Genomic DNA, 22,577 nt, shown 5'->3' with positions numbered 1-22,577 from the left:
GATATTGAAATAATAAAGTGTTGGGAAAAACAACATCCACTAACATTTTCACAACTCTATTTAAAATAGAGGCGCTACTTCTAATTTAAAAATTTGCTCTATGTATGACTTCGGAAATACACCAGGGTAAATTTTTAGTTTCTATTTGCTTCTGAGTTTTATATTACCCAGTTCAACTCCAAGACTAACGTAGCTAGGTATCGACTTTAAAATAACTACGGATTACATTTACAGCAAAAGAGATAGAGAATATATACTGTCTACTGAGGTAACCAAATATTTCAAAAAAGAAGTAGTTAGCTAGATGAAAATTTTTTAGTAAGTTAAAATTTTTACTCTTTCCTTGTTGATCCGCAGCAAAATTGGGGAATGCTTAAGAGTAGCGAATAACCCATAAACAGTGGTTACATGAATTACAGTATCGATAAATTATCAAGGTAGTGGTGGGAATGGTGGAGCCTGAGAATAAGTTTTTACCCCTAAAGGATGGTTGGGAATCCCCAGAAACTAGAGAGCAACAACGCCTGAAGGCATTGTCAGAATTAGGTTTACGACAACCAGAAACCATTCCTGTTTTTGAAGAAGCCACTCAAACGGCAGCCCATTTTTTAGAAGCACCAATCTCTATTTTGGGATTTGTGGATCAAGAACGCCATTGGTTCAAGTCAGCAGTTGGTTTATCCAGACTAGGATTAATGAATCAATTGGCGCAAAATCGCCAATTATTACGTTGGGAGTCTTTTTGCACTCAGGTTGTAGAAGGAGTGCAGGCTGTAGTTATCAATGATACTAAGCACTTGGCAAATACAGAGCTAGCCGCCAGTAAGTTAGTGCAAGATTATGGCATTCGCGCCTATTTAGGAGCACCACTAATTGATGCTTGTGGAAATTGTTTAGGTGCGCTGGCTGTAATGGACTTGGTGCCACGCAATTTTACTCATCGTGATATTGAGTTTTTACAAATAATAGCTCGTTGGAGCATGAGTGAATTTGAGCGTAATCGGTTATTGCAATCTGTTTCAGACAGCACAATTTCCATGAGTACTGCTAATTGGTCACTACCAGAAGTTAGTACTAGTGAAATCCAAATTAGTCCGGTTACAATTCAAACAGATTCTGTTCCTACCAACCAACTCAAGTTGAAGCTTTTGGAACAGTTAACTCAAGAGTTGCGCACACCCTTAACATCTGTGTTGGGTATGGCTAGTGTACTTGGACGCGAAATATACGGCCCTTTGACTACTAAGCAAAGAGAATATTTAGACATTATCCAGCATAGTGGTCGATACTTACTTTCCTTAGTGAATGAAATTACTGAACTAGGAGCAATGGATGAAAGCCAAAATACACTAAACATTGCTCCTGTGGATATAGAAATGTTATGTCAACAGGCAATAAATACTCTTGAAGAAGCCGCCAATCGCTGTAAGCAAGATATTCGCCTCTCTATTGAACCAGGACGTAATCGCATTTGGCCCTTAGATAAAGACAAGGTACGACAAATGTTGTATCACCTGATTTTTAGCGTGATTCAACTATCTGCCACAGGCAGCGTTGTTCGGATTCATGTCTCATATAAGGAGAATACGCTCCATATTACGATTTGGGTTTCCCATCCTTGGTTGGGAGATGGGATTACAGAAGTTGATCCTTATTTCCGACTCAACAGCTCACCATTGCTTGAACTAACAAGTGAGGCAAAAACTTACGATCACCCGGAAAATCAAGAAATAACACTCAAATTACCATTAGCAATAGATCAGCTTAATAATGGGAGAGTTTCCGTTTCGAGTATCCTGGATATAACTAAGCAGCATGGTAATCTCTCACGGGAAAGCTTGGGTTTGTTGCTCAGTTGTGAGTTGGCAGAATTACACGGCGGGTACATTTCGATTCAAGGCTCACCAGAATCAGGATACCGTTATGTCTTAACTTTGCCGATAAATCAAGAAAAAGCACAAGCAATGAGTGATGTTTCCTCAAATACTTCTTCTTAGTACACACAATTTTAGACTGGCGCAGCACGACAAACACAAAAATATATATACAAGTTTTCTCTTTTGTCTTTGAGCATTAACTGTCTTCAATTAGCATGGACTATGAGTTGAAAGTTTTTCAACTTTTAGAGCTACCTGAATTATCATAAATCTGCACTCTGTGCTAATTGCTTACAGTATCTTATGAATTTAATCTGGCAAAAATTTACATTATCCGATTTACCACTGAAAGAATATCTTGGTACTAGCTATTTACACAGTTTTTTAGTGGGCTTATTAAGATCTTGGCGACAAACCAGTATCTTGATGCAGTGGGGAGACGCAATTTCGGCTGCTTTAGTGAGCTTGGTGTTTGTATTAGCACCATTTACTGTGAATAATACAGCTGTGCTGGGGATATTAATGTTGGCTTGTGGAGCCTTTTGGTTACTATTGACTTTGTCCGACGAAGTCACATCCCCAAGTACTTTATTTGTGACTCCAATTCACTTGTTATTATTACTTTTTTGGGGAGTTTGTGTAGTTGCTACAGCCTTATCTCCAGAAAAAAGGGCAGCTTTAGCAGGGTTAATAAATTTTACACTCTACTTGCTGCTGTTTGCACTGTGTGCCAGGATACTCACCTCACCCCGGATTAGGTCTTGGTTGCTGATTTTATACTTGCATATGTCTTTACTTGTGGGTGTCTATGGGGTGCGGCAGAAGTTTTTTGGTGCTGCACAGTTAGCGACTTGGGTTGATCCTGAATCACCATTGTCTAAGAATACAAGGGTTTATAGTTTTTTAGGAAATCCGAATTTGCTGGCTGGATATTTGCTGCCAGCCGTGATTTTAAGTTTAGTGGCGGTGTTTGCTTGGCGGGGATGGGTGCGAAAATCTTTAGCAATCACGATGTTGGTTGTAAATCTAGCCTGCTTCCGTTTTGCTGACAGTCGTGGTGGTTTTATTGGTTTGGCAGTTGGATTAGTTGTTTTGGTGTTGCTACTGCGCTACTGGTACGGTGAGTATCTACCCCGGTTTTGGCGAATCTGGTTAGTACCGATGCTTTTGGGGTTTTTTGTGGCTGCTTTTGTTGTCGCTTTTGGATTTTCAGAAACTTTTCGCTTGCGCATTCTCAGTATTTTCGCTGGTCGTGGCGATAGTAGTAATAACTTTCGTATCAATGTCTGGATGGCAGTAATTAAAATGATTCAAGACTATCCAGTCTTTGGTATCGGCCCTGGACATGATGTTTTTAATAGAATTTATCCACTTTACCAACTGCCTCGATACAATGCCCTTAGCGCTTATTCAATTTTGCTAGAAGTGGCTGTGGAGACTGGCATAATTGGTTTAACTAGTTTTATATGGTTTTTAGTAGTAATGTTTAATACAGGTTGGTCGGAACTACAAAGACTGCGCCAATCATCAAGTGTAGACGGTTTGTGGTTAATTGGAGCGATCGCTGCCTTGGCTGGTATGCTAGGTCATGGTTTTGTAGATACCGTCTGGTATCGTCCAGCAGTCAATAGTATTTGGTGGCTATTAGTAGGTTTAGTTGCCAGCTACTGGACATCTTCAGCTCAAGCTCAAACTCAACAGGTAGATTCACTTCATTCACAATCTGCACCAAATTAAAGGGATAGGGGACAGACAAGAGAAATTGTCATAATTGGTTATAGAATTTTACCGTGATGAAATGAAGTGAAAAAAGCCTTGGAGGACAATGTATCCAAGGCTTTTTGTATATAGTCATCTTTCCAACAGTGTGTTATGGAGCAAATTTAGATTTGATCGGTAAATTTATTCTCTGTAGGTAGTGCTACCCACAGCATTAGGATCGCGATATCGAGTGGGTTCGTCATTGCGCTTTCTGCCAGCTAAACCAGCCAAACCCAAAAGTCCAAGTAATCCTAGCCAACCCCAATCGAAACCTTCGTCTTCCTCAACTCTAGTACCTGGTGCAGGTGTGGTTTGAACTCCAGGTTGAGTTTGCTGAACTTGTGCTTGTGCAGGTAGAGTTAAGGGCAAAATAACCATAGTCAAAGTGACAACACCAGCACTCACAGCTTTAGTGAAATAACTTTTCATAGTAAAAGTTCCTTGTCTATTTCAAAGTTATTCACCACTGTATCGACTCACCCAGTAAACATAATCAATCTGTAGCTATAAACTCAACTTACGCTAAACTCACGCTTAAGACATATAGATTTCAATCATTCTCTCAAGGCTAGGACTAGGATAAGAATAATATCCAGTTAAGCATTTATAGTGGTTTAATAGCCCTTTATAAATTCGCTAGCCAATTTACAAGATTTTTCATTCATTAATTTAGGCGCAAGTACAATTCTCAATGAGCGATAAGAGTGACGGTTACAAAGTTATTAGTGACAATCGGCAAGCCCGGTATTTATATGAAATTCTCGAAACTTACGAAGCTGGTATCCAGTTGACTGGAACTGAAGTTAAATCGATTCGTGCGGGTAGGGTTAATCTCCAAGATGGCTATGCTTTGATTCGCAATGGAGAGGCATGGCTAATTAACGCGCATATTTCGCCTTATACAGCTAGTGGACAATATTTTAACCACGAACCACGCCGCACACGCAAGCTACTACTGCATCGCCAAGAACTTCGTAAACTGATTGGCAAGGTGGAACAGCAGGGCTTGACTTTAGTGCCTTTGAAAATGTATCTCAAACGCGGTTGGGTGAAAGTAAGTATAGCTCTTGTCAGAGGGAAGAAACTCCATGACAAGCGAGAAGATCTCAAAAAACGCCAAGATCAGCGCGAAATGCAACGGGCAATGAAGAATTATTAAGATTAGGGATTAGGGACTGGTGACTAGGGACTAGGAATTTTAAATTTTGAATTTTAGATTCAATTCTAATCCCCTATCACCATTACCCAGTACCCAATCACCAATACCTAGTACCCAGTAAATTTTTCTTGCTCTGAATCTTCTCTAAATAACCCCAACACAGGGCCGAGAATTGCCCCAAATAGAAAACCACCAGCGTGCGCCCAGTATGCAATACCACCACTTTCCATACCAATATTGGTAGGTGCTTCTAAGCTAGCAACGCCGTAAAAAGCTTGTTGGAGAAACCAGAATCCGAGAAAGAAATATGCTGGAACGCGGAAGGTAGGAAAGAAAAATCCCAAGGGAACTATACCTAATACTTCTGCTTGAGGGAAACGGATAATATACGCTCCCATGACGCCAGCGATCGCTCCACTTGCCCCTAATGAAGGAACTGCGGAAGTTTGTGAGAAATACCACTGAGCTAATGTCGCTAAAATACCGCAGCCTATATAGAAAAATAAATACTTAACATGGCCTAACTTATCTTCAACGTTATTGCCAAAAATCCACAGAAACAACATATTGCCAGCCAAGTGTAGCAAACCGCCATGCAAAAATTGTGCAGTAATTAAAGTCACCCACTCTGGCACTGGTTGATTGACAGTGATACCTCCAAAGCTAGCTGTTAATTCTCGCGGCACTACTGCAAACAGGTGAAAAAAACTATCTAAATATTGGGGAGGCAGACTCGCTTCATAAATAAAAGCGAGAACGTTAGCTGCAATCAGCCCATAGGTAACATAAGGTGTGATTTTTGTTGGATTATTATCTCTAATTGGAACCACAGGAGTTTTTGTAAATCTTCTAGAACAAGATTTACAATACCTAATTTGTTAAGTATTTCTGCCAACCTCTAGATAGATTTAGAACGCCACATCAGAGATATTTCTTTTGTAGAATAAGTTTTGATAATTGCCAAATCTAATGATTTGAATTAATTAACGTTATTCTTTACTCGGTATCAAGTTATACTTCAATTTTATTTGAAATCATCTATAATCATCCTCGCTTAAAGTCATTATAACTTCAGGTCAGTTGACTGATTTGCTTAATAGTAAAATTTAGTTACTAGCTTATATGTCAAGAAAGATGGAAAATTTGTTTCAAAATCCTTTAGTATACGTTCTTCTTTGATTAAAAAGACCTAAATAGTGGCAAAGTTAGGGAAAAAACAACGGCATTAAAGATCATGTTTAAAAATTAGAAACTATCTCTATCTGGTGAAGACTACCAACTATAGATGTGTCATAATGGTGCTCCGATTTAATGGTAAATTCTAAGCAGTGGATATATTTTTTGTACACAATTTTGTTACTTATGTTTGTGATTTCTGAAGTTAGAACTATATATGTATGTATATGTATAATTAAGTTTAATTTAATTAAGGACTTATAATTGATGATGTGTTACAAATTATAAAAAAGTTGGCTCTAGTTCTACAGCTATTTAGATGTAAGTTTAACTTTGGGAATACAACTGAATAATACCTCTTGTGATTGGAAGATATATTGGTAATTCATTCTACAGAGTGTTATTAGCTGGTAATCCTGTCATAGTATGAAACATAAGAGTCCTATTATTGTCTGTGTTTGCTGACAGTGTTTATAGAAGCAAATTTCTTAGGAAAAAATGCTAGGGGTGTACTTTCCATGCCCTTGACAATCCTTGTAGTGGACGACGATCTAGGCACTCGTCTGTCTATTAGCGATTATCTTGAATTGTCTGGCTACTCGGTAATTACTGCTAATGACGGTCAAGAGGCTTTGACAAAGGTGGAGGAGTTCCATCCTGATTTAATAGTCACCGACATTGTCATGCCACAGATGAATGGTTATGAATTAGTGCGCCAGGTACGACAAAAACCTATGTTTCGGTTATTGCCTGTCATTTTGTTAACAGCACGAACAAGAACACAGGAAAGAATTCTTGGCTATCAGTCTGGATGTGATTTGTACTTACCTAAACCGTTTGAATTAGAAGAACTAGGAGCAGCTATTCGCAATCTCTTGGCGCGATCGCAACTCATTCAATCTGCATATAATGTTTCCTATCCAGACAATGCAAGTGCCTCTACCCCCACAACTACTGTGGAGTTACTTTCCGAATTAACTCCCAGAGAACAGGAAGTTTTAGAACTTTTGACTCATGGTCTTTCCAATGCTGAAATGGGTCAGAAGCTACACCTGAGTCCTCGGACAGTGGAAAAGTATGTAAGTAGTTTATTAAGAAAAACTACCACTAATAACAGAGCAGAATTGGTACGTTTTGCTATTAAACACGGACTGGTGGAATAGCTAAATCAACCAATAATTTTTTTATTAAAAACAAAATCTGATTAGCTGATTAAACGTTACAAAAAGTAATAAATTATTATCTATTCCAAATTTCCTATTGCTTTTGCGAGCGCGTAGCTCCTCCTAAAGGCTCTTGCTCGACTTTTCCAATCGCAAAGTTAGATTCCATCTGTTCTAACACAACTTGCCAAACTTCATATCCATTTTTACTAAGATGTAATCCATCTGTAGTTAGATCTTCTCGCAAATTGCCTTGAAAGTCAGCAAACCAATCATGTAAATTCAGATAACTGGCTTTTTCTTGTCGAGTGATTAAAGCTAGCTGGCTATTAATACGACGAATTCGGCTATTAGAAATAGAAGCAAGACGAGTTGGTAATATTGATTGGACAAGAATCAAGCTACCTGGATGATTTTGGCGTAAGCGGCGAATAATTAAACGGTAATTGCGTAAAACTGCCTGATCGTTCATACCCTTACGCAAGTCATTAATTCCAGCCATCACATAAATTACATCTGGCTTGGTTGCGGCAAAAGCAGACAATCTGTTGAGGATGCCACTAGAAGTATCACCAGATATTCCCTGATTCAACCACAATTTCCCAGGAGGTAGCTTTTCGTTGGGGAACCACATACTTAAAGAATCACCAACTAACACATTTAGGCGATTTGCACCTTGTCCTTTAACCATTGCTCTGGCTTCCATTGCCAACAAGCTTTTCCAGTCTTCATAAGTAAGCTGGGACTTTTTCCCAGACTCCGACAAAGACTGTAATTCATCTTCGCTTAGGCGTGTATAAATTTGACCAGCTTTTAGGGCTGCTAATCTATAGTAGTAAAGTTGACTGCCAGATAAAAATCTCCGAGTTGGTTGGTATATTGACTGAATAGAGGATTCAACTGATATCGGCACATTCGGGTTGCTAAATTGTGGTGAGGGAGTTTCCACCGTTGAAGCAACTGTTTCACCTGCTACTGCCTGCGAACTCTCGTTTGTATTCAACTGTAGTTGATTACTTTCTGACTTGAAAACTAGGGGCTGTGGCAACGTTGTGACTGGAACAGCTAATCCTGCAATTAAGCCTGCTGCCAATAAATAAACGTTCCTCATCTCGTAAGTTTCTCCTATGACTACTATTTTGTCCAATGACAGCGTTTCTCGGCTGATTGCAGGAAATTTCTTGAATCAGCTAATTATTTACCTTTTACAGTATTTACACTGTATCGGTGTAATTAGCTAGCTGAGGAGATTCGTTTTTACAGTATCTTTAATGTTTTTTCTTAGTAGTATAAATTTTGTTCGATTTTTTATACTTCTCCTGACCCTAAATTTAACTAGAAAATTATTTTGTGTGTTTTATCTTTAAGGAAACTGCTATGGATCTACAAATCTATAACGACTGCCAATCACATAATCTTCATTAATTTCAAATGATATCCATTGTCTTTGCAAGGTTTCTGCAACAAAACCGGTTGTATTAGAACCCGAAAATGGCTCTAAAACTGTATCGCCTTCATCAGTTAAAAATTTGATAAAAAACTCTGCGAAACCTTGAGGAAAACGTGCAGGATGTGGTTGTATCCCCATTAATTTACAGCGACGTAAGTAGGCGCTATTTGATTCAGTATTAGCAATTTCTAGCAAATTAGGTGGAATTGCACCCTTGTTATCTTTTTGGAATTGCTCGGAAATATCATGTCCACTAGGACGCATTTTGGCTTTATAACCATTTTTAAGTAATTGCTTCATACTCTCGCTGTATGGCTTTAAAACTTTTCTATTATCAGCTTTGGGGTTGGGGGTTTTCGATAACCACCAAACGATATTTACTGAGTCTTTCACACGAATACGCCTAATTGTTACCCACTCAGCTGGAGTTGGTAGTCGTGCCGGATTATAGTGATAAAACTCTTGAGCTAGAAAAAAACCAACTTCTTTGCACAACCTCACTAAAAGCTCATATTGATAGATACTCCGCACGGGATTTCCAGGTAGATAAGCACCACCTAAATCAAGCACAAATGAGCCATCCTCTGCAAGTACTCTTTTAAATTCATAAGCGAAAGGTAGAAACCATTCTATATATTTTTCTGCGCTTTCGTTACCGTATTCTTTTTTGCGGGTAAGCGCAAATGGAGGGGAGGTAATAATTAAATTAATACTGCTGTCTTCGATATATTTAATTAGTTTTTGGCTATCACCTAAATATGCTGAACCATATTTATGAGAATAATAGGGTATCAAATTTAGAGATTCTTGTGGCGTTATTTGTTTGGATTTCAAGGGTTATGGTTTTGGAGAATAATGAAACTAGTTTATAGTTTATATACACTTTGTTGAAGGGGCGGGCAAGATACGCATCCCACAACAGATGTTTCTACTCTCTTTCTAGTCGGAGGTAGAGGCGGGCAAGATGCCCACCCCACAAGAGATATTTCTACAAAATTCTTGTTAAGAAGCTTGCCAGAAAAAGGAATAATCTTCAGGAGTTTTTGAAAGAGCAGCTTTGACAGGATTTTGCCTAATGTAATCCCAATATGTCTGAAACTCTTCTTCATTTCTAATAATGCGATCGTATCGCTCATCTTGCCAGACTGCACCTCTATGTTTCATTAACTTAGGAATTTTTTTAGCACTATAACCTTTGATACTTTTCATAATGCTACTAAGTGACCAAAATTCATTGTCTAATTTGAACCAAGGCTGAATTAGTATATGGACATGGTCTGCCATTACAACAAAGATATAAATGTTATATCTCTTGTTATTAAAAAATAGACAAGCATCAAATACTACTTGCCTAGCTTCTGGGGTAAGTTCTAACTTTTCCCAAGTACTAAAAGTAATGAAATAAACTGCTCCATCTAACTCCCAATGAGGTAAATTTCTTTGGGTAATTTTAAACTTTGGCTCTTGCATATGGGACAGGAAGGTAATTGTATATTTATCTTGTAGGGTGGGCATCTTGCCCGCCCCTTTATTTATTTTTCCCATTCCAAAAAGAGAAAATTTAAATTCTAAAAAGAGAAAGTTTAATATCTTTACTTAATCTTGTAAAAATTTTACCTGTTTTTAATCTAGGACGGGTGAGATACCCATTCAACAAGACAATTTTGTTGATTGTTCAACTGAAGCGGCATCAATTCTACTACACCCAAACCAGTGATTTATAAGTTATCCTGACAAGAAGAAAGCTGTAATAAAAAATCAGCTTGAGAAATTAAATCAGAAGTCGAATCAATATTTTTCATTCTATTAATATATTCTAGAAATTCAAAACTCATATTTTTCAATCCTTTTTTAGTAAATTTGTTCCATAAATTATTAATTTTTAATTCTTTTATAGAAGAAGGTTTAAATACCTCTAAACCTAAATCTTTGAAAAAAAATCAAATCTTTACTATCTAAATTGGATTTTAATAAAACATGAACTTAACTTGTATTAAAAGAAGTTAATAAACAGTCGAATTTTTCAATTTCTTGGTAATTTATAGAAATATAAGTATATTTTAAATAATGCATTTTCTTTATTGCTTCTTTATTGATGCATTTAGCATAATGAGCTCCTTCAAGGGGTATAAAATTTATAAATTTATAAAATTTTTCTAGTAATTCTCCATTTATACCTGGTTCTACTATTAGTCTTTTATCTGTTAAATGCATAGTATAGCTGTCTAAGTTGGGTGAATATCCAAAAAAAGTTTTTTCATAAGGCATAACTGCAAATGAATAAAGATGAGATTCTGAATCTTCTAAATTAGCATTAGTCGTTTTGATAGGATTATATTTTTCAATTGCTAAGTCTCCGAGCATTTAAATAGATGATAATGATGAGCATCATGTCTGTCCTTGCTTTTATATTTCCCATACCAAAATTAAAAATTTCAAACTTCTCTTGTTGATTAAACATCTTGCCCCACCATAAAAAATCCCCCGCCAAATGGCGGGGGATTTCAATTAATTACCTACAAAACTAGCAGCCCAATTAACCGAACTTACCAGCCGTCGAGGCAATTAGGAATGCTGCGTAAGTTAGAACATAGCCCACAGTGAAGTGAGTTAAACCAACCAAACGAGCTTGAACGATTGACAGAGCAACGGGCTTGTCCTTCCAGCGAACTAAGTTTGCTAGTGGAGTACGCTCGTGCGCCCAAACAAGAGTTTCAATCAACTCTTGCCAGTAACCTCTCCAGGAGATCAAGAACATGAAGCCAGTTGCCCAAACGAGGTGTCCGAATAGGAACATCCAAGCCCAAACAGACAGGTTGTTCATGCCGTAAGGGTTGTATCCGTTGATCAACTGAGCGGAGTTAGCCCAGAGATAATCGCGGAACCAGCCCATCAGGTAGGTAGAGGATTCGTTAAATTGAGCTACGTTGCCTTGCCAAATTCCCAGGTGTTTCCAGTGCCAGTAGAAGGTTACCCAACCAACTGTGTTTAATGCCCAGAAAGTAGCTAGGTAGAAAGCGTCCCAACCGGAGATGTCGCAAGTACCGCCACGACCGGGGCCGTCGCAAGGAAAGGCATAACCGAAGTCTTTTTTATCGGGCATCAGCTTAGAACCACGGGCATCCAAAGCACCTTTCACGAGTACGAGAACGGTGGTGTGGATAGCCAACGCGAAGGCGTGGTGTACCAAGAAGTCGCCAGGGCCGATAGTTAAGAACAGGGAGTTAGTGCCAGAGTTAATTGCATCCAACCAACCTTGCAACCAAACGTTACCGTAGTTGGGGTAGGCTGTGTAAGCAACGCTATCTGGGTTAGACAACAGGACGTTTAGTCCGTAAAGCACTTTACCGTGAGAAGCTTGGATGAACTGAGCAAACACAGGTTCGATCAGGATTTGCTTCTCTGGTGTGCCAAAAGCAACAACTACGTCGTTGTGAACGTACAGACCTAAGGTGTGGAAACCTAAGAAAAGGGATACCCAGCTTAGGTGAGAGATAATCGCTTCTTTGTGCTTCAGTACACGCTCTAATACGTTGCCCTTATTTTGTTCGGGATCATAATCACGAACCCAGAAGATGGCACCGTGAGCGAAAGCACCAAGCATCAAGAAAATTGCGATGTATTGGTGGTGAGTATAAAGAGCCGCTTGAGTTGTATAGTCCTTACCGATAAAGGCATAAGGAGGCATAGCATACATATGCTGTGCTACCAAGGAGGTAATAGTTCCCAAAGCAGCTAGGTGAATACCCAACTGGAAGTGTAGAGAGTTGTTATAGGTGTCGTACAAACCTTGGTGAGGCAGGTTGAACTGACCTTCACTCTTGGTACCAGGTACTAAACCAGATTTGGAGTTCAGCATTTCTTTGATGCTGTGACCAATTCCAAAATTAGTCCGGTACATATGGCCGGCGACGATGAAGATAACAGCGATCGCCAAGTGGTGGTGAGCCATATCGGTCAGCCACAGCGATTCTGTCTGAGGATGGAAGCCACCTAAGAAGGTCAAAATCGCTGTACCAGCACCTTGGGAAGTACCAAATACGTGGTTTGCAGTATCGGGGTTAGAAGCGTAAACTCCCCAGTTACCAGTAAAGAAGGGTTGCAAGCCTGCCGGGTGGGGCAGAGTGCTCAAGAAGTTATCCCAACCTACGTGCTGTCCGCGAGATTCGGGGATAGCAACGTGAATCAAGTGACCAGCCCAAGCCAGAGAGCTAACACCAAACAAACCCGCTAGGTGGTGATTGAGGCGAGGCTCTGCACTCTTAAACCAAGAGAGGCTGGGACGGAACTTGGGTTGCAGATGCAACCAACCAGCAAACAAGAATACTGATGCCAGGATGAGGAGGAACACAGAACCCATGTATAGGTCGCTGTTCGTCCGCATACCGATGGTGTACCACCAGTGATAAACACCAGAGTAAGCAATGTTTACCGGATAGTTAGCTCCACCTTGGGTGAAAGCTTCTATTGCGGGCTTACCAAATTGAGGGTCCCAAATCGCATGAGCGATCGGACGGATGTGAAGAGGATCTTTAATCCACTGTTCAAAGTTACCTTGCCAGGCTACGTGAAATAGGAGGCTGGATGCCCACAGGAAAATGATTGCCACATGACCGAAGTGAGTAGCGAAAATCTTTTGGTAAAGATTTTCTTCTGTCATGCCATCATGGCTTTCAAAGTCATTTCCTGTAGCCATCGCATACCAGATCCGACGTGTCGTCGGGTCTTGCGCGAGATCCTGGCTAAATTTTGGAAATTTTGTCGCCATAGGTTTGAGAAATCCTCTGACTTTTAGCCATCAGGTATCAATGTTCTTAAGGAGTTCTGAGTTAGGAGTTTTGAGTTAATGGTTGTCAGTTAGTGGTTGTTCTTGTCGATGTTAACCGCTAAAAACAACTTGTAGCCCATCACTCATAACCCATTGCTCCTAAATGCTGGTTGCTAGCCTAATGAGAGAATATGTGCGTGGAAGAACGCCCATGTCGTGGCAATTCCTCCCAAGAGGTAGTGAGCTACACCAACTGCACGACCCTGAATAATACTCAGAGCACGGGGTTGAATTGTAGGTGCCACTTTCAGTTTATTATGTGCCCAAACGATGGACTCAATTAATTCTTGCCAGTAGCCACGACCACTGAACAGGAACATTAAGCTGAATGCCCAAACAAAGTGAGCGCCTAAGAACATAAGTCCGTAAGCTGACAGCGCACTGCCATAGGAGTTGATCACCTGTACTGCTTGCGCCCACAAGAAGTCACGCAACCAGCCATTGATGGTGATGGCACTTTGGGCAAAGTTACCACCAGTAATATGAGTCACATTACCAGCTGCGTCTACTGTTCCCCAGACGTCAGATTGCATCTTCCAGCTAAAGTGGAAAATTGCGATCGAAATGGTGTTGTACATCCAGAACAAACCGAGGAACACGTGATCCCAACCAGAAACTTGACAGGTACCACCACGACCAGGGCCGTCGCAGGGGAAACGGAAGCCTAAGTTTGCTTTATCTGGGATTAAACGTGAACTGCGGGCAAACAGGAAGCCTTTCAAGAGAATTAGCACTGTGACATGAATTTGGAATGCGTGAATGTGGTGGATCATAAAGTCCGCCGTACCCAACGCAATCGGCATCATTGCCACTTTACCGCCGACGGCAAGAATACCACCGCCAAAGGCATAGCTAACAGGTTCAAGTGCATTTGGCGCGGTTGCTCCTGGTGCTACAGTGTGTAGGTTTTGTACCCACTGAGCAAATACAGGCTGCAACTGGATTGCCGCATCCGAGAACATATCTTGCGGACGGCCCAAAGCACGCATGGTGTCATTATGAACGTACAGCCCAAAGCTATGGAAGCCAAGGAATATACAAACCCAGTTGAGGTGAGAGATGATTGCATCCCGGTGACGAATCACACGATCCAGAACGTTATTTTGGTTCACAACAGGATCGTAATCGCGCACCATGAAAATGCTAGCGTGAGCAGCACCACCAACAATTAGGAAACCGCCAATCCACATATGGTGAGTAAATATGCAGAGTTGGGTAGCGTAATCGGTTGCTAAGTACGGATACGGAGGCATCGCGTACATATGGTGGGCAATGATGATGGTCAAAGAACCCAAGAAAGCAAGGTTAGTTGCCAATTGAGCATGCCAAGATGTGGTCATGTTCTCGTAGAGACCCTTGTGACCTTCACCAGTGAAGGGGCCTTTGTGGTTTTCTAGGATCTCTTTGATGCTGTGACCAATACCCCAGTTGGTACGGTACATATGACCAGCAACGATGAATAATACCGCGATCGCCAAGTGGTGATGGGCAATATCAGTCATCCACAAGCCACCTGTTACCGGGTTTAAACCACCCTTGAACGTCAGGAAGTCAGCATACTGACCCCAGTTCAATGTGAAGAAAGGTGCTAAACCACTGGCAAAGCTGGGATATAACTCGGTTAACAAGTCTTTGTTCAGGATGAACTCGTGGGGCAGGGGTACATCCCGAAGAGGAACTCCTGCATCCAAAAGCTTGTTGGTTGGTGCGGAAACATGGATGATGTGTCCTGCCCACCCCAAGGAACCACAACCCAGCAATACTTGCAGGTGGTGATTTAGCATTGACTCCACATTCTGGAACCATTCCAGTTTAGGAGCACGCTTGTGGTAGTGGAACCAGCCAGCAAACAGGAACAAACCTGCTAATACCAAACCGCCAATAGCTGTGCAATACAGTTGGAAGGAGTTGGTAATCCCCCAGCCACGCCAAACCTGGAATAAGCCGGAAGTAATTTGAATGCCGTGGAAGCCACCACCGACATCCCCGTTCAAAATGTCTTGACCAACAATTGGCCAAACGACTTGAGCGCTAGGCTTGATGTTGAGGGGGTCGCTCAACCAAGCTTCGTAGTTTGAAAAACGAGCGCCATGAAAAATCATCCCGCTCAACCACAAGGTCACTACAGCTAAGTGACCAAAGTGGGCTGCAAATATCTTGCGGGAAATGTCTTCTAAATCACTTGTATGTGTATCAAAATCGTGGGCGAGTGCATGCAGGTTCCAAATCCATGTAGTGGTTTTGGGACCTCTGGCTAGGGTTCTGTCGAAGTGTCCTGGTTTTGCCCATCGTTCAAACGAAGTTGGAACCGGATCGTTATCGACTATCACTCTTGCCTTTTTTTCCTCTCGCTCCGGAGGACTTATTGTCATTCGACCTCCTCTCTTAAAAAGGGACTGAGGAATCATTGTGACCACAAGCTGTCTTCTTGGTTTTTATGAACCAAATCGCATTTTCCATTTATAATTTGGAGCCGCGATGAAGACCTTGTGTGGGGAGTGGTTTCTGTTGAATTATAAAGTCTTCTCTTGTACATTGTTGGAGACTTTTTAACAATAATTCAAAATCCCCAGATTTATTGTCTCATCTACTTTCTGATTCTAAAACACTTGTCAAAAAGTCAATAGTTTCTCTATTTATTTTACAAAGCTAAACAATTCGCAAAATTTATGGTTATTTTTTGAGCGATCGCTGCCTTTTACTCTTAGAGCTTTGAAACTAATTAAAAAATATCGAATTTTTCGTTACAGGTTATACCAAAATATAGTTAAATAGCTGTAAGAAGAAATAGTTAAAATCGCCACATAATTATCTTAGATAGTACTGACGTAGATTCAAAAACTGAAATTTTCAGTCCAAGGACAGGTAGTTAAAAAAGGATTTCACCTTTTGGGCTATAGTTCCGAATGGACAGTTTGCGCCAAAATGCAACATAAATTCTGTCTGTTGTTTAGGAATGGGTGAAAAACATGAACTCGTGGCGGACAACGGCTGCAACTCTGATAAAGTCGCTAATGGTATTGGCTTTAGTATTAAATTTAACTAGCTGTGGTAATCAAACCATCAGCCAAGAGCCATCTGGTAGTTTACGAGAAAGCCCTACAATTTCAACGAAGCAATTCTCGGAGGTTGCCCCACCAACAGTCATTCAAGAACTACGTCAAATCTTAGAAGTATATCGGCCTCAGGTATCAATAGTGACTCCTAAGCAGGATGAAGTTCTGCAAGATAACACAGCTACAGTCCGCTTCCAGGTTAAAGATTTACCTATATTTAAAGATTCACAATTGGATATGGGGCCCCATTTGCACGTAGTAGTTGACAATCAACCGTACATTGCAGTTTACGATTTAAATCAACCGTTGACTTTACCAGACTTGTCCCCTGGTACCCATACCTTACGTGTTTTTGCCTCTCGTCCTTGGCATGAAAGCTTTAAAAATGAAGGTGCCTACGCTCAGACAACATTTCACATCTTTACCAAAAGCGACGACAACAACCCCGCTCCAAATTTACCCCTGCTAACCTATAGCCGTCCTAAAGGCAGTTATGGAGCAGAGCCGATTCTACTGGATTTTTACTTGACAAATGCGCCCTTACACCTGATTGCGAAAGATAACCCTGATAATCAGTTTGCAGATTGGCGCATCCGCTGCACTATCAATGGTGAAAGTTTTGTTCTCGATCGCTGGCAAGCAGTTTACCTAAAAGGCTTTAAACCAGGTAAAAACTGGGTAAAACTAGAATTTCTTGATAACCAAGGTAATCCTGTCAAAAATGAATTTAACAGCACAGTCAGGCTAATAACCTACGAGCCAAAAGGTAAAGACACCCTTTCTAAAATTGTTAGAGGAGAACTTTCTGCAGATCGAGTTCGCGCAATTGTAGATCCCAACTACACAGCTAAAGTACCTACTACTGAGCCCACCCCAACTCTTACACCAGAAATTCAACCCCCAGAAGAAAAACAGCCGAGTTTTGAAGTTGCACCTACACCAACTCCCAGCATCACACCCACGGTTGAAACTACACCAGAAATTCAACCCCCAGAAGAAAAACAGCCTGTTCCTGAAGTTGAGCAAGCACCCCCAACTCAACTAGAGAAACCAAAAGGTGGCTTTTTCAATCGTTTCCAAAATCGAGCAGGTAAAGCACCTATTCCACAACCAACAGAAATATCTCCTAGCCCAACTCCAGTATTAGAACCACCACCGGAAATTGCACCAGAACCTGAAGCTACTCAGTTACCAGAAACACAGGCTACTCAGCCAGAGAAATCTCGATTTGGCAAATTTTTCCAGCGTCGTACAACTGAGAAGCCAATTCCTCAAGCTACACTAGAGCCATCTCCTAGCGTTTCTCCCACACTACCGGAAATTATTGAGACTCCAGCCCCAGAAACTACAGTTGATCCTCAAGTTACTCAACCAGAAAAATCAAGATTTACTAGATTTTTTAATCGCCGCACAGGTAATCTATCAACTCCGCAACCTTCACCAGAAGTATCTCCTAGCCTACCTCCAACGCTACCTGAGATTGTGAATGAGTCTCCCGCGCCCGAACAGGAATTTTTACCGGAAGCTGATTCGAGACTTCTACCTCAAAAAGTTGCTCCTCAGCCAGAAAAACCAAGATTAGAAAGATTTTTTAATCGTCGGCAGTATCCAAATGCTGCGCCATCTCCAACTTTACCTTTTGCTCGACCACAGATAAATCAGCCTTCTGCACCGGAAAGTACAGCAACGCCTGAGCAACCAAGCGAGTAAATTCACAATTAATTGTGATAAAACAAGATCCCCGACTTTTTTGAAAGGTCGGAGATCTTTGTCTTTAATAGTAGCTTTTTAAAACGCAAAAGAGCGCAGAGTGAGCGCATTAGGCGTTTCGCCTTCCCGCAGGGTAGGAGCGCAGAGTTTTTACTTAAAAATACTTAGTTCGGTGTTGGTAAGTTTATTTAATTTGTAAATTTTTGGTAGCTGCCACCAAGCCAGATGAGGATATTCGTGATGTTCTTTGTGGTAGCCAAAATGATAGCAAGTAATAAGTGACAACCATGTTGGCATAGAGATAGTTTGAGCAAAGTGAGGTTTAACATAACCTCCTGGTGGTTCTCTATGAGTAAGGAATGTACCAAAATAAAATAATTGTAATGAGCTTAATAGTGAAGGTAATGCCCAAAAGAGAATAAGATTTGTATGGGGTATATTTAATATGTAATGAATAGTATTATACGCTATGATCCAGGCTATTATTTGACTCCAACTCCAGTAATTCTTCATAAAATAAAAATACCAGGCAAAGAAATTTTTATGCTTGCCGTCGTGGAAATCGGGATCTAGTTCACTGGCAGGGTGACGGTGATGCATCCAGTGCTTTTTTATTAATGTTTTGTAGGATAAAAAACCATAAAAAAGTAAGCATATAGTTCCGAGTAAATGATTAACTTTAGTATTTCTGGAAAATACTACCCCATGCATAGCATCATGAGCAGTAATGAATAATCCTGTATATATAAATGTCTGCAAGATTATAGCTAATAATGGCTCTAAAATATTTGATTTGGAAAGGTCAAATGAAAGTAAAAAAATTAAGCTAGCTGCCCATATTCCTAAAATGGCAATAGCAATGAAAATGCCTGCCATACCAACAGTAGATTGATTTGTAATTTCTATATGATGGCTAGATAAGTGTTTTGATTGCATCAGGCTTTTACTCCGCCTAAAATTTCATCGAAATTCACACAATTCAGTCATTAAAAAGTTCACTAACCACTTAAGGGAAAACCCTGTTCGTGGTCAGCGCTGTGCTATAAATAACACCTAAATCAAATATGTAGAAAAATTAAGTTTACTTAAATAATATTACACATATTTGCATAGATGGTGACTGTGTAAGTAAAATTTCTTGCTCTATAAGGCTTTTGAGCCGTGGAGTTTAGTGAATGAGGTTGAGTACCTCGTGCAGTACGCTGTAGCCCTGATAATCCCAAAGTAGATAAGCAAGAAAACCAATCATCGCCAAGCGTCCATTCCACAGTTCAGCTTGGGGTGTAAAGCCAAACTTAAAGGCATTGCGGTCACTACCGTTATATGCTTTCTCTGTTACATCAGTCGGATAAGGCCCCATTGTTAAGTTTCCTCAAGATTGTGAACTACACCATTCATAGTATTTACCCACCTAACAAGTGCTATCTATCTCTAGTGCCAAAGTGTAAGCAAGTCGAAAGGGTGAAGTTTGGAGGCTGATATACAGGGTTTTATCTGACAAAAGGTTAATAAATATTTCTCTTAGTCTCTACAATCAAGATTATTTGTAAAGCAAATTAGTAATAATGCATACATAAACTCTTCTTGAGTTTTGAAGAAATGCTTGTAAGTTGTTAGATGGTGCGATCGCCTTCTTAAAGTTCACTATAGAGAGTGGTAGTTGCAAAGTTAGCATTAATATCTAACGGAAGTCGGAAGGCTTTCTAAATATTGTTGCTCAAACTTGTAGGGAGTAAATAAAGTTTTGAGTTGAGAATATGGCTCCTACGGTACTAATTACGGGTGGCTCGCAAGGTATTGGCAAAGCAACAGCTATTTTATTTGCCCGCAAAGGATACGAACTTATACTTGCGGCTCGTCATCGCGATCGCTTAGAAACCGCAGCGCAAGAGGTGCAAAGCATTGGTGGTACAGCACCACTAACAGTTATTTGTGATGTCACCGATCCATCACAGGTGAAAACACTAGTAGATAGAGCCTTGGAGCATTATGGTTATATCGATGTGCTGGTAAATAATGCAGGCATTTATGCATCAGCACCAGTAGAAGAGTTTTCTTTGGAAGATTGGCACAAGGTTATAGATACTAATTTATGGGGATATATTCACACAATTCATGCCTTACTGCCTCACTTTCTCCAACGAGGAAAAGGAACAATTGTGAATGTGAGTTCTATCGGTGGTAAGGTACCCACCGCTTATCTTGTCCCTTACTGTACAAGTAAGTTTGGCGTTACAGGATTAACAGAATCACTGCACGCAGAATTAAAGCCGAAAGGAATTCAGGTTTGTGGTATTTATCCAAATTTAATTAAATCTAATTTTATGGAACGGGCTGTGATGAGAGGGAAAAATGAACAAGATGCCCGAAGCCGTCACGAACAAATTGAAAATATCTTGAAAAATCCTGTGGTAGAGAAACCTGAAGATGTGGCAAATGCCATTTGGGATGCAGTTAAAAATCAAAAATCTGAAGTATTGGTTGGTTCTGCCAACTTTTCACAAGCGGTGAATCGGTTATTTCCTGGGTTGTTCCAGTGGGCTTCTCATCAAATCTTTAAGAATAAAGATAGCTGAAGGGCTATGTTGAAAGAGGGATGTAAGGGTGTAAGAGTGTGGGGTTTAGGGGAAAATACATTTTTAATGCAAGGCTTGTGAAACTTGTTTTATGGGGGCTGCCTTCAATTCCAGTACAAGACTTTTTCTTTGATTATTGTTTTACTATCCCTAGAAACTTTGAGTGTACTCCGGGTAAGCAGATAACGAATGTCACCATTGACAGCAACAAATTGACTATCTTCTATTCCTACACGGAATTTATAGCTTTGTAGTGGGATGGTAATTTTGTCATTGCCTTGGCGAGCAACAGCTACGTAACTGCTGGGGAGTTCTTTACCGCAAATATACACAATAAAGTTTTTGGTTTTAGCTTCTACAAAGGTATTATTACCATCAGGACAACCTCTGGCTAGAGGTTTTCCATCAGCAGCGATCGCACTGTTAACTTTTTCTCTGAAGTTAACACTACCACCTTTGCTAAGTTTGGTGATTATTAATTCATAAGGAGTAACCATATATGTGATTTCACCTTGAATAGCAGTATAAGTCTCACCATTTTTACTACTTATAGGTACAGTAATTTTATTACTGCCATTTTTAGAGATTCTAATGTAATATCCAAGAGAATTAAGCCGTTCTCCTCTACAAATATAGATATAATCTTTAGCTGTATGAAAAGTACGTTTAGGTATTAAATCGTCAGAAGGACAAACTTGTTCTTGAGCAGCTTGTAGTTTGTGTTGTTTAGAGTTTTTTAGTATTTTAACTGATTCCATCACTGGAGCCTTTGGGAATGGTGTCATTAACCATAAAGAAGACACACTCACAACGGCTAACTGTAAAGTGACTGCGTGAGTAAAATTCAATTGTAAAAAATTCATGTTTTTAAACTTTTAAACATTAAAATCACCACCACATCTAAAAAACGTGGCGTTAAAATATCAGTGTTTTAACGGATGAAAAACTGAAATTATTATCGTATTGAAAAAGCCCAGAACGACTAAAATTCCCAGGAATTTATTTATTCTTTAATAAAAGTATTGTTAAATGAAATTTTTGTTAGCCGAGATGAGTACTGGTGATTGGGGATCGGGTACTGGGAAGAGAACATGGGAACGCAAAGAGAAAATTCCCTTATCATCTGTTCCCTGTCACCTGTCCCTATCCCCTGTCCCCTATTCAACCTGACTCGCATTCTTGTCTAGTGATGTGATGACGATAGCGAAACATTGCTTCTAGTTGTACCTGTACTAGCCAGCCACCCAGAAATTCAGCTGTTTGTCCACCAGGTAAAGTAAAGGAAATTTCATCAGTCAATCTGGTTTTACCATTTTCCGATTCAAATTTATGTCGATGTAACCAGGTTTCAAATAGCCCAGATATTTGTTCATCTGTAAACAGATGATATTCCTCATATTCAGTATAACGTGCTAACCAACGCAAAGGCAATGGCCCAATCATCAGGCGAAACTCAGTAATAGCACCTACGCCCAAACCTCCCTCACGACGTAATACTTGTAAAGGTTGCCAAGGCGGGGTAAGCAATTGCAAAACATCTACTCTTTCGTGAAATTTCCAAACTGTTTCTACAGGTGCATTAATAACTGAGGAATACTTAAAGTGCAGCATTAAGAAAAACCTCAAACTTAGCCTTCATACTCAGTATCAATTTCGATATCAAGAGTGTCTTCATCGATGCGGATATACAAAATATTGGGACGACAGCAAACTTGACAATCTTCTATATAAGATTGCTGCCCTCCCGCACTCAAATCAACAAAAGTTAAATTTTCTTCGCCACAATAAGCACAGTAATATTCTGCTGTTGTTTGCATCTAT

19 protein-coding genes are annotated in these 22,577 nt (G+C 40.1%); 6 read left to right on the top strand and 13 right to left on the bottom strand.

Features of this window, described 5'->3' with window-relative positions; genetic code table 11:
• Window positions 1-449: 449 nt before the first annotated feature.
• Window positions 450-1,997, top strand: coding sequence for a GAF domain-containing sensor histidine kinase (locus tag QUB80_RS07230; RefSeq protein ID WP_289788829.1), 1,548 nt, complete (start codon window positions 450-452; stop codon window positions 1,995-1,997).
• A gap of 183 nt (window positions 1,998-2,180) precedes the next feature.
• Window positions 2,181-3,614 carry an IctB family putative bicarbonate transporter gene (locus tag QUB80_RS07225; RefSeq protein ID WP_289788828.1) on the top strand — a complete coding sequence of 478 codons (1,434 nt, stop codon included), beginning with the start codon at window positions 2,181-2,183 and terminating at the stop codon, window positions 3,612-3,614.
• 165 nt (window positions 3,615-3,779) lie between these two features.
• Here QUB80_RS07225 and QUB80_RS07220 read toward each other — a convergent pair whose 3' ends face one another.
• Window positions 3,780-4,067 (bottom strand): WGxxGxxG family protein, encoded by a 288-nt coding sequence (locus tag QUB80_RS07220; RefSeq protein WP_289788827.1) that lies wholly within the window; start codon window positions 4,065-4,067, stop codon window positions 3,780-3,782.
• 262 nt (window positions 4,068-4,329) lie between these two features.
• Between QUB80_RS07220 and smpB the strand changes: the two genes are divergently transcribed.
• A complete protein-coding gene (gene smpB / locus QUB80_RS07215) occupies window positions 4,330-4,797 on the top strand; it encodes an SsrA-binding protein SmpB (protein ID WP_289788826.1) in 468 nt (155 codons plus the stop codon).
• A 107-nt stretch (window positions 4,798-4,904) separates the two neighbouring features.
• On the opposite strand, the gene QUB80_RS07210 is transcribed toward smpB, so the two are convergent.
• Entirely contained in the window at window positions 4,905-5,627 is a 723-nt protein-coding gene (locus QUB80_RS07210; RefSeq protein WP_289788825.1) for a rhomboid family intramembrane serine protease, read from the bottom strand.
• 864 nt (window positions 5,628-6,491) lie between these two features.
• Between QUB80_RS07210 and QUB80_RS07205 the strand changes: the two genes are divergently transcribed.
• On the top strand, window positions 6,492-7,136 hold the full coding sequence (locus QUB80_RS07205) for a response regulator transcription factor (RefSeq protein ID WP_289788824.1): 645 nt from the start codon (window positions 6,492-6,494) through the stop codon (window positions 7,134-7,136).
• 94 nt (window positions 7,137-7,230) lie between these two features.
• Here the strand turns inward: QUB80_RS07205 and QUB80_RS07200 are convergent, their stop codons facing one another.
• The 6 genes from QUB80_RS07200 to psaA all read right to left on the bottom strand — a co-directional run bounded on the left by QUB80_RS07200 (window position 7,231) and on the right by psaA (window position 15,786).
• On the bottom strand, window positions 7,231-8,247 hold the full coding sequence (locus QUB80_RS07200; RefSeq protein WP_289788823.1) for an SGNH/GDSL hydrolase family protein: 1,017 nt from the start codon (window positions 8,245-8,247) through the stop codon (window positions 7,231-7,233).
• 264 nt (window positions 8,248-8,511) lie between these two features.
• Window positions 8,512-9,420, bottom strand: coding sequence for a DNA-methyltransferase (locus QUB80_RS07195; protein ID WP_289788822.1), 909 nt, complete (start codon window positions 9,418-9,420; stop codon window positions 8,512-8,514).
• Window positions 9,421-9,588: 168 nt separating this feature from the next.
• A complete protein-coding gene (locus QUB80_RS07190) occupies window positions 9,589-10,056 on the bottom strand; it encodes an REP-associated tyrosine transposase (RefSeq protein ID WP_289789095.1) in 468 nt (155 codons plus the stop codon).
• Window positions 10,057-10,569: 513 nt separating this feature from the next.
• Window positions 10,570-10,950, bottom strand: coding sequence for a hypothetical protein (locus QUB80_RS07185; protein WP_289788821.1), 381 nt, complete (start codon window positions 10,948-10,950; stop codon window positions 10,570-10,572).
• Between the two features lie 172 nt (window positions 10,951-11,122).
• On the bottom strand, window positions 11,123-13,354 hold the full coding sequence (gene psaB / locus QUB80_RS07180; protein ID WP_289788820.1) for a photosystem I core protein PsaB: 2,232 nt from the start codon (window positions 13,352-13,354) through the stop codon (window positions 11,123-11,125).
• A 173-nt stretch (window positions 13,355-13,527) separates the two neighbouring features.
• Complete coding sequence (gene psaA, locus QUB80_RS07175) at window positions 13,528-15,786, bottom strand: photosystem I core protein PsaA (protein WP_289788819.1); 2,259 nt, start codon at window positions 15,784-15,786, stop codon at window positions 13,528-13,530.
• A gap of 597 nt (window positions 15,787-16,383) precedes the next feature.
• On the opposite strand from psaA, the gene QUB80_RS07170 reads away from it, so the two are divergent.
• Complete coding sequence (locus QUB80_RS07170; RefSeq protein ID WP_289788818.1) at window positions 16,384-18,180, top strand: hypothetical protein; 1,797 nt, start codon at window positions 16,384-16,386, stop codon at window positions 18,178-18,180.
• A 150-nt stretch (window positions 18,181-18,330) separates the two neighbouring features.
• On the opposite strand, the gene crtW is transcribed toward QUB80_RS07170, so the two are convergent.
• Together crtW and QUB80_RS07160 are read right to left on the bottom strand one after the other, a co-directional pair.
• Complete coding sequence (gene crtW, locus QUB80_RS07165; RefSeq protein ID WP_289788817.1) at window positions 18,331-19,116, bottom strand: beta-carotene ketolase CrtW; 786 nt, start codon at window positions 19,114-19,116, stop codon at window positions 18,331-18,333.
• Window positions 19,117-19,348: 232 nt separating this feature from the next.
• Window positions 19,349-19,540, bottom strand: a complete 192-nt coding sequence (locus QUB80_RS07160; RefSeq protein WP_289788816.1) for a chlorophyll a-b binding domain-containing protein — start codon at window positions 19,538-19,540, stop codon at window positions 19,349-19,351.
• Between the two features lie 397 nt (window positions 19,541-19,937).
• On the opposite strand from QUB80_RS07160, the gene QUB80_RS07155 reads away from it, so the two are divergent.
• Window positions 19,938-20,756 carry an SDR family NAD(P)-dependent oxidoreductase gene (locus tag QUB80_RS07155; RefSeq protein ID WP_289788815.1) on the top strand — a complete coding sequence of 273 codons (819 nt, stop codon included), beginning with the start codon at window positions 19,938-19,940 and terminating at the stop codon, window positions 20,754-20,756.
• 104 nt (window positions 20,757-20,860) lie between these two features.
• Here QUB80_RS07155 and QUB80_RS07150 read toward each other — a convergent pair whose 3' ends face one another.
• The 3 genes from QUB80_RS07150 to QUB80_RS07140 form a co-directional block, all read right to left on the bottom strand.
• A complete protein-coding gene (locus tag QUB80_RS07150) occupies window positions 20,861-21,619 on the bottom strand; it encodes a hypothetical protein (RefSeq protein WP_289788814.1) in 759 nt (252 codons plus the stop codon).
• 298 nt (window positions 21,620-21,917) lie between these two features.
• Entirely contained in the window at window positions 21,918-22,367 is a 450-nt protein-coding gene (locus QUB80_RS07145) for an SRPBCC family protein (RefSeq protein WP_289788813.1), read from the bottom strand.
• A 17-nt stretch (window positions 22,368-22,384) separates the two neighbouring features.
• Entirely contained in the window at window positions 22,385-22,573 is a 189-nt protein-coding gene (locus QUB80_RS07140) for a CPXCG motif-containing cysteine-rich protein (RefSeq protein WP_016874495.1), read from the bottom strand.
• Window positions 22,574-22,577: the final 4 nt, after the last annotated feature.

This window comes from Chlorogloeopsis sp. ULAP01 (assembly GCF_030381805.1).
Classification (GTDB): domain Bacteria; phylum Cyanobacteriota; class Cyanobacteriia; order Cyanobacteriales; family Nostocaceae; genus Chlorogloeopsis.
The sequence above is the reverse complement of the archived record's forward strand: the minus strand, read 5'-3'. Positions and strand labels throughout refer to the sequence as shown.

Excerpts from the sequence above, each read along its gene's own strand:
- QUB80_RS07230 (WP_289788829.1), top strand. The coding sequence starts at position 450 with ATGGTGGAGCCTGAGAATAAGTTTTTACCCCTAAAGGATGGTTGGGAA.
- QUB80_RS07225 (WP_289788828.1), top strand. The coding sequence starts at position 2,181 with ATGAATTTAATCTGGCAAAAATTTACATTATCCGATTTACCACTGAAA.
- QUB80_RS07220 (WP_289788827.1), bottom strand. The coding sequence starts at position 4,067 with ATGAAAAGTTATTTCACTAAAGCTGTGAGTGCTGGTGTTGTCACTTTG.
- smpB (WP_289788826.1), top strand. The coding sequence starts at position 4,330 with ATGAGCGATAAGAGTGACGGTTACAAAGTTATTAGTGACAATCGGCAA.
- QUB80_RS07205 (WP_289788824.1), top strand. The coding sequence starts at position 6,492 with ATGCCCTTGACAATCCTTGTAGTGGACGACGATCTAGGCACTCGTCTG.
- QUB80_RS07200 (WP_289788823.1), bottom strand. The coding sequence starts at position 8,247 with ATGAGGAACGTTTATTTATTGGCAGCAGGCTTAATTGCAGGATTAGCT.
- QUB80_RS07190 (WP_289789095.1), bottom strand. The coding sequence starts at position 10,056 with ATGCAAGAGCCAAAGTTTAAAATTACCCAAAGAAATTTACCTCATTGG.
- QUB80_RS07185 (WP_289788821.1), bottom strand. The coding sequence starts at position 10,950 with ATGCTCGGAGACTTAGCAATTGAAAAATATAATCCTATCAAAACGACT.
- psaB (WP_289788820.1), bottom strand. The coding sequence starts at position 13,354 with ATGGCGACAAAATTTCCAAAATTTAGCCAGGATCTCGCGCAAGACCCG.
- psaA (WP_289788819.1), bottom strand. The coding sequence starts at position 15,786 with ATGACAATAAGTCCTCCGGAGCGAGAGGAAAAAAAGGCAAGAGTGATA.
- QUB80_RS07170 (WP_289788818.1), top strand. The coding sequence starts at position 16,384 with ATGAACTCGTGGCGGACAACGGCTGCAACTCTGATAAAGTCGCTAATG.
- crtW (WP_289788817.1), bottom strand. The coding sequence starts at position 19,116 with ATGCAATCAAAACACTTATCTAGCCATCATATAGAAATTACAAATCAA.
- QUB80_RS07160 (WP_289788816.1), bottom strand. The coding sequence starts at position 19,540 with ATGGGGCCTTATCCGACTGATGTAACAGAGAAAGCATATAACGGTAGT.
- QUB80_RS07155 (WP_289788815.1), top strand. The coding sequence starts at position 19,938 with ATGGCTCCTACGGTACTAATTACGGGTGGCTCGCAAGGTATTGGCAAA.
- QUB80_RS07150 (WP_289788814.1), bottom strand. The coding sequence starts at position 21,619 with ATGAATTTTTTACAATTGAATTTTACTCACGCAGTCACTTTACAGTTA.
- QUB80_RS07145 (WP_289788813.1), bottom strand. The coding sequence starts at position 22,367 with ATGCTGCACTTTAAGTATTCCTCAGTTATTAATGCACCTGTAGAAACA.
- QUB80_RS07140 (WP_016874495.1), bottom strand. The coding sequence starts at position 22,573 with ATGCAAACAACAGCAGAATATTACTGTGCTTATTGTGGCGAAGAAAAT.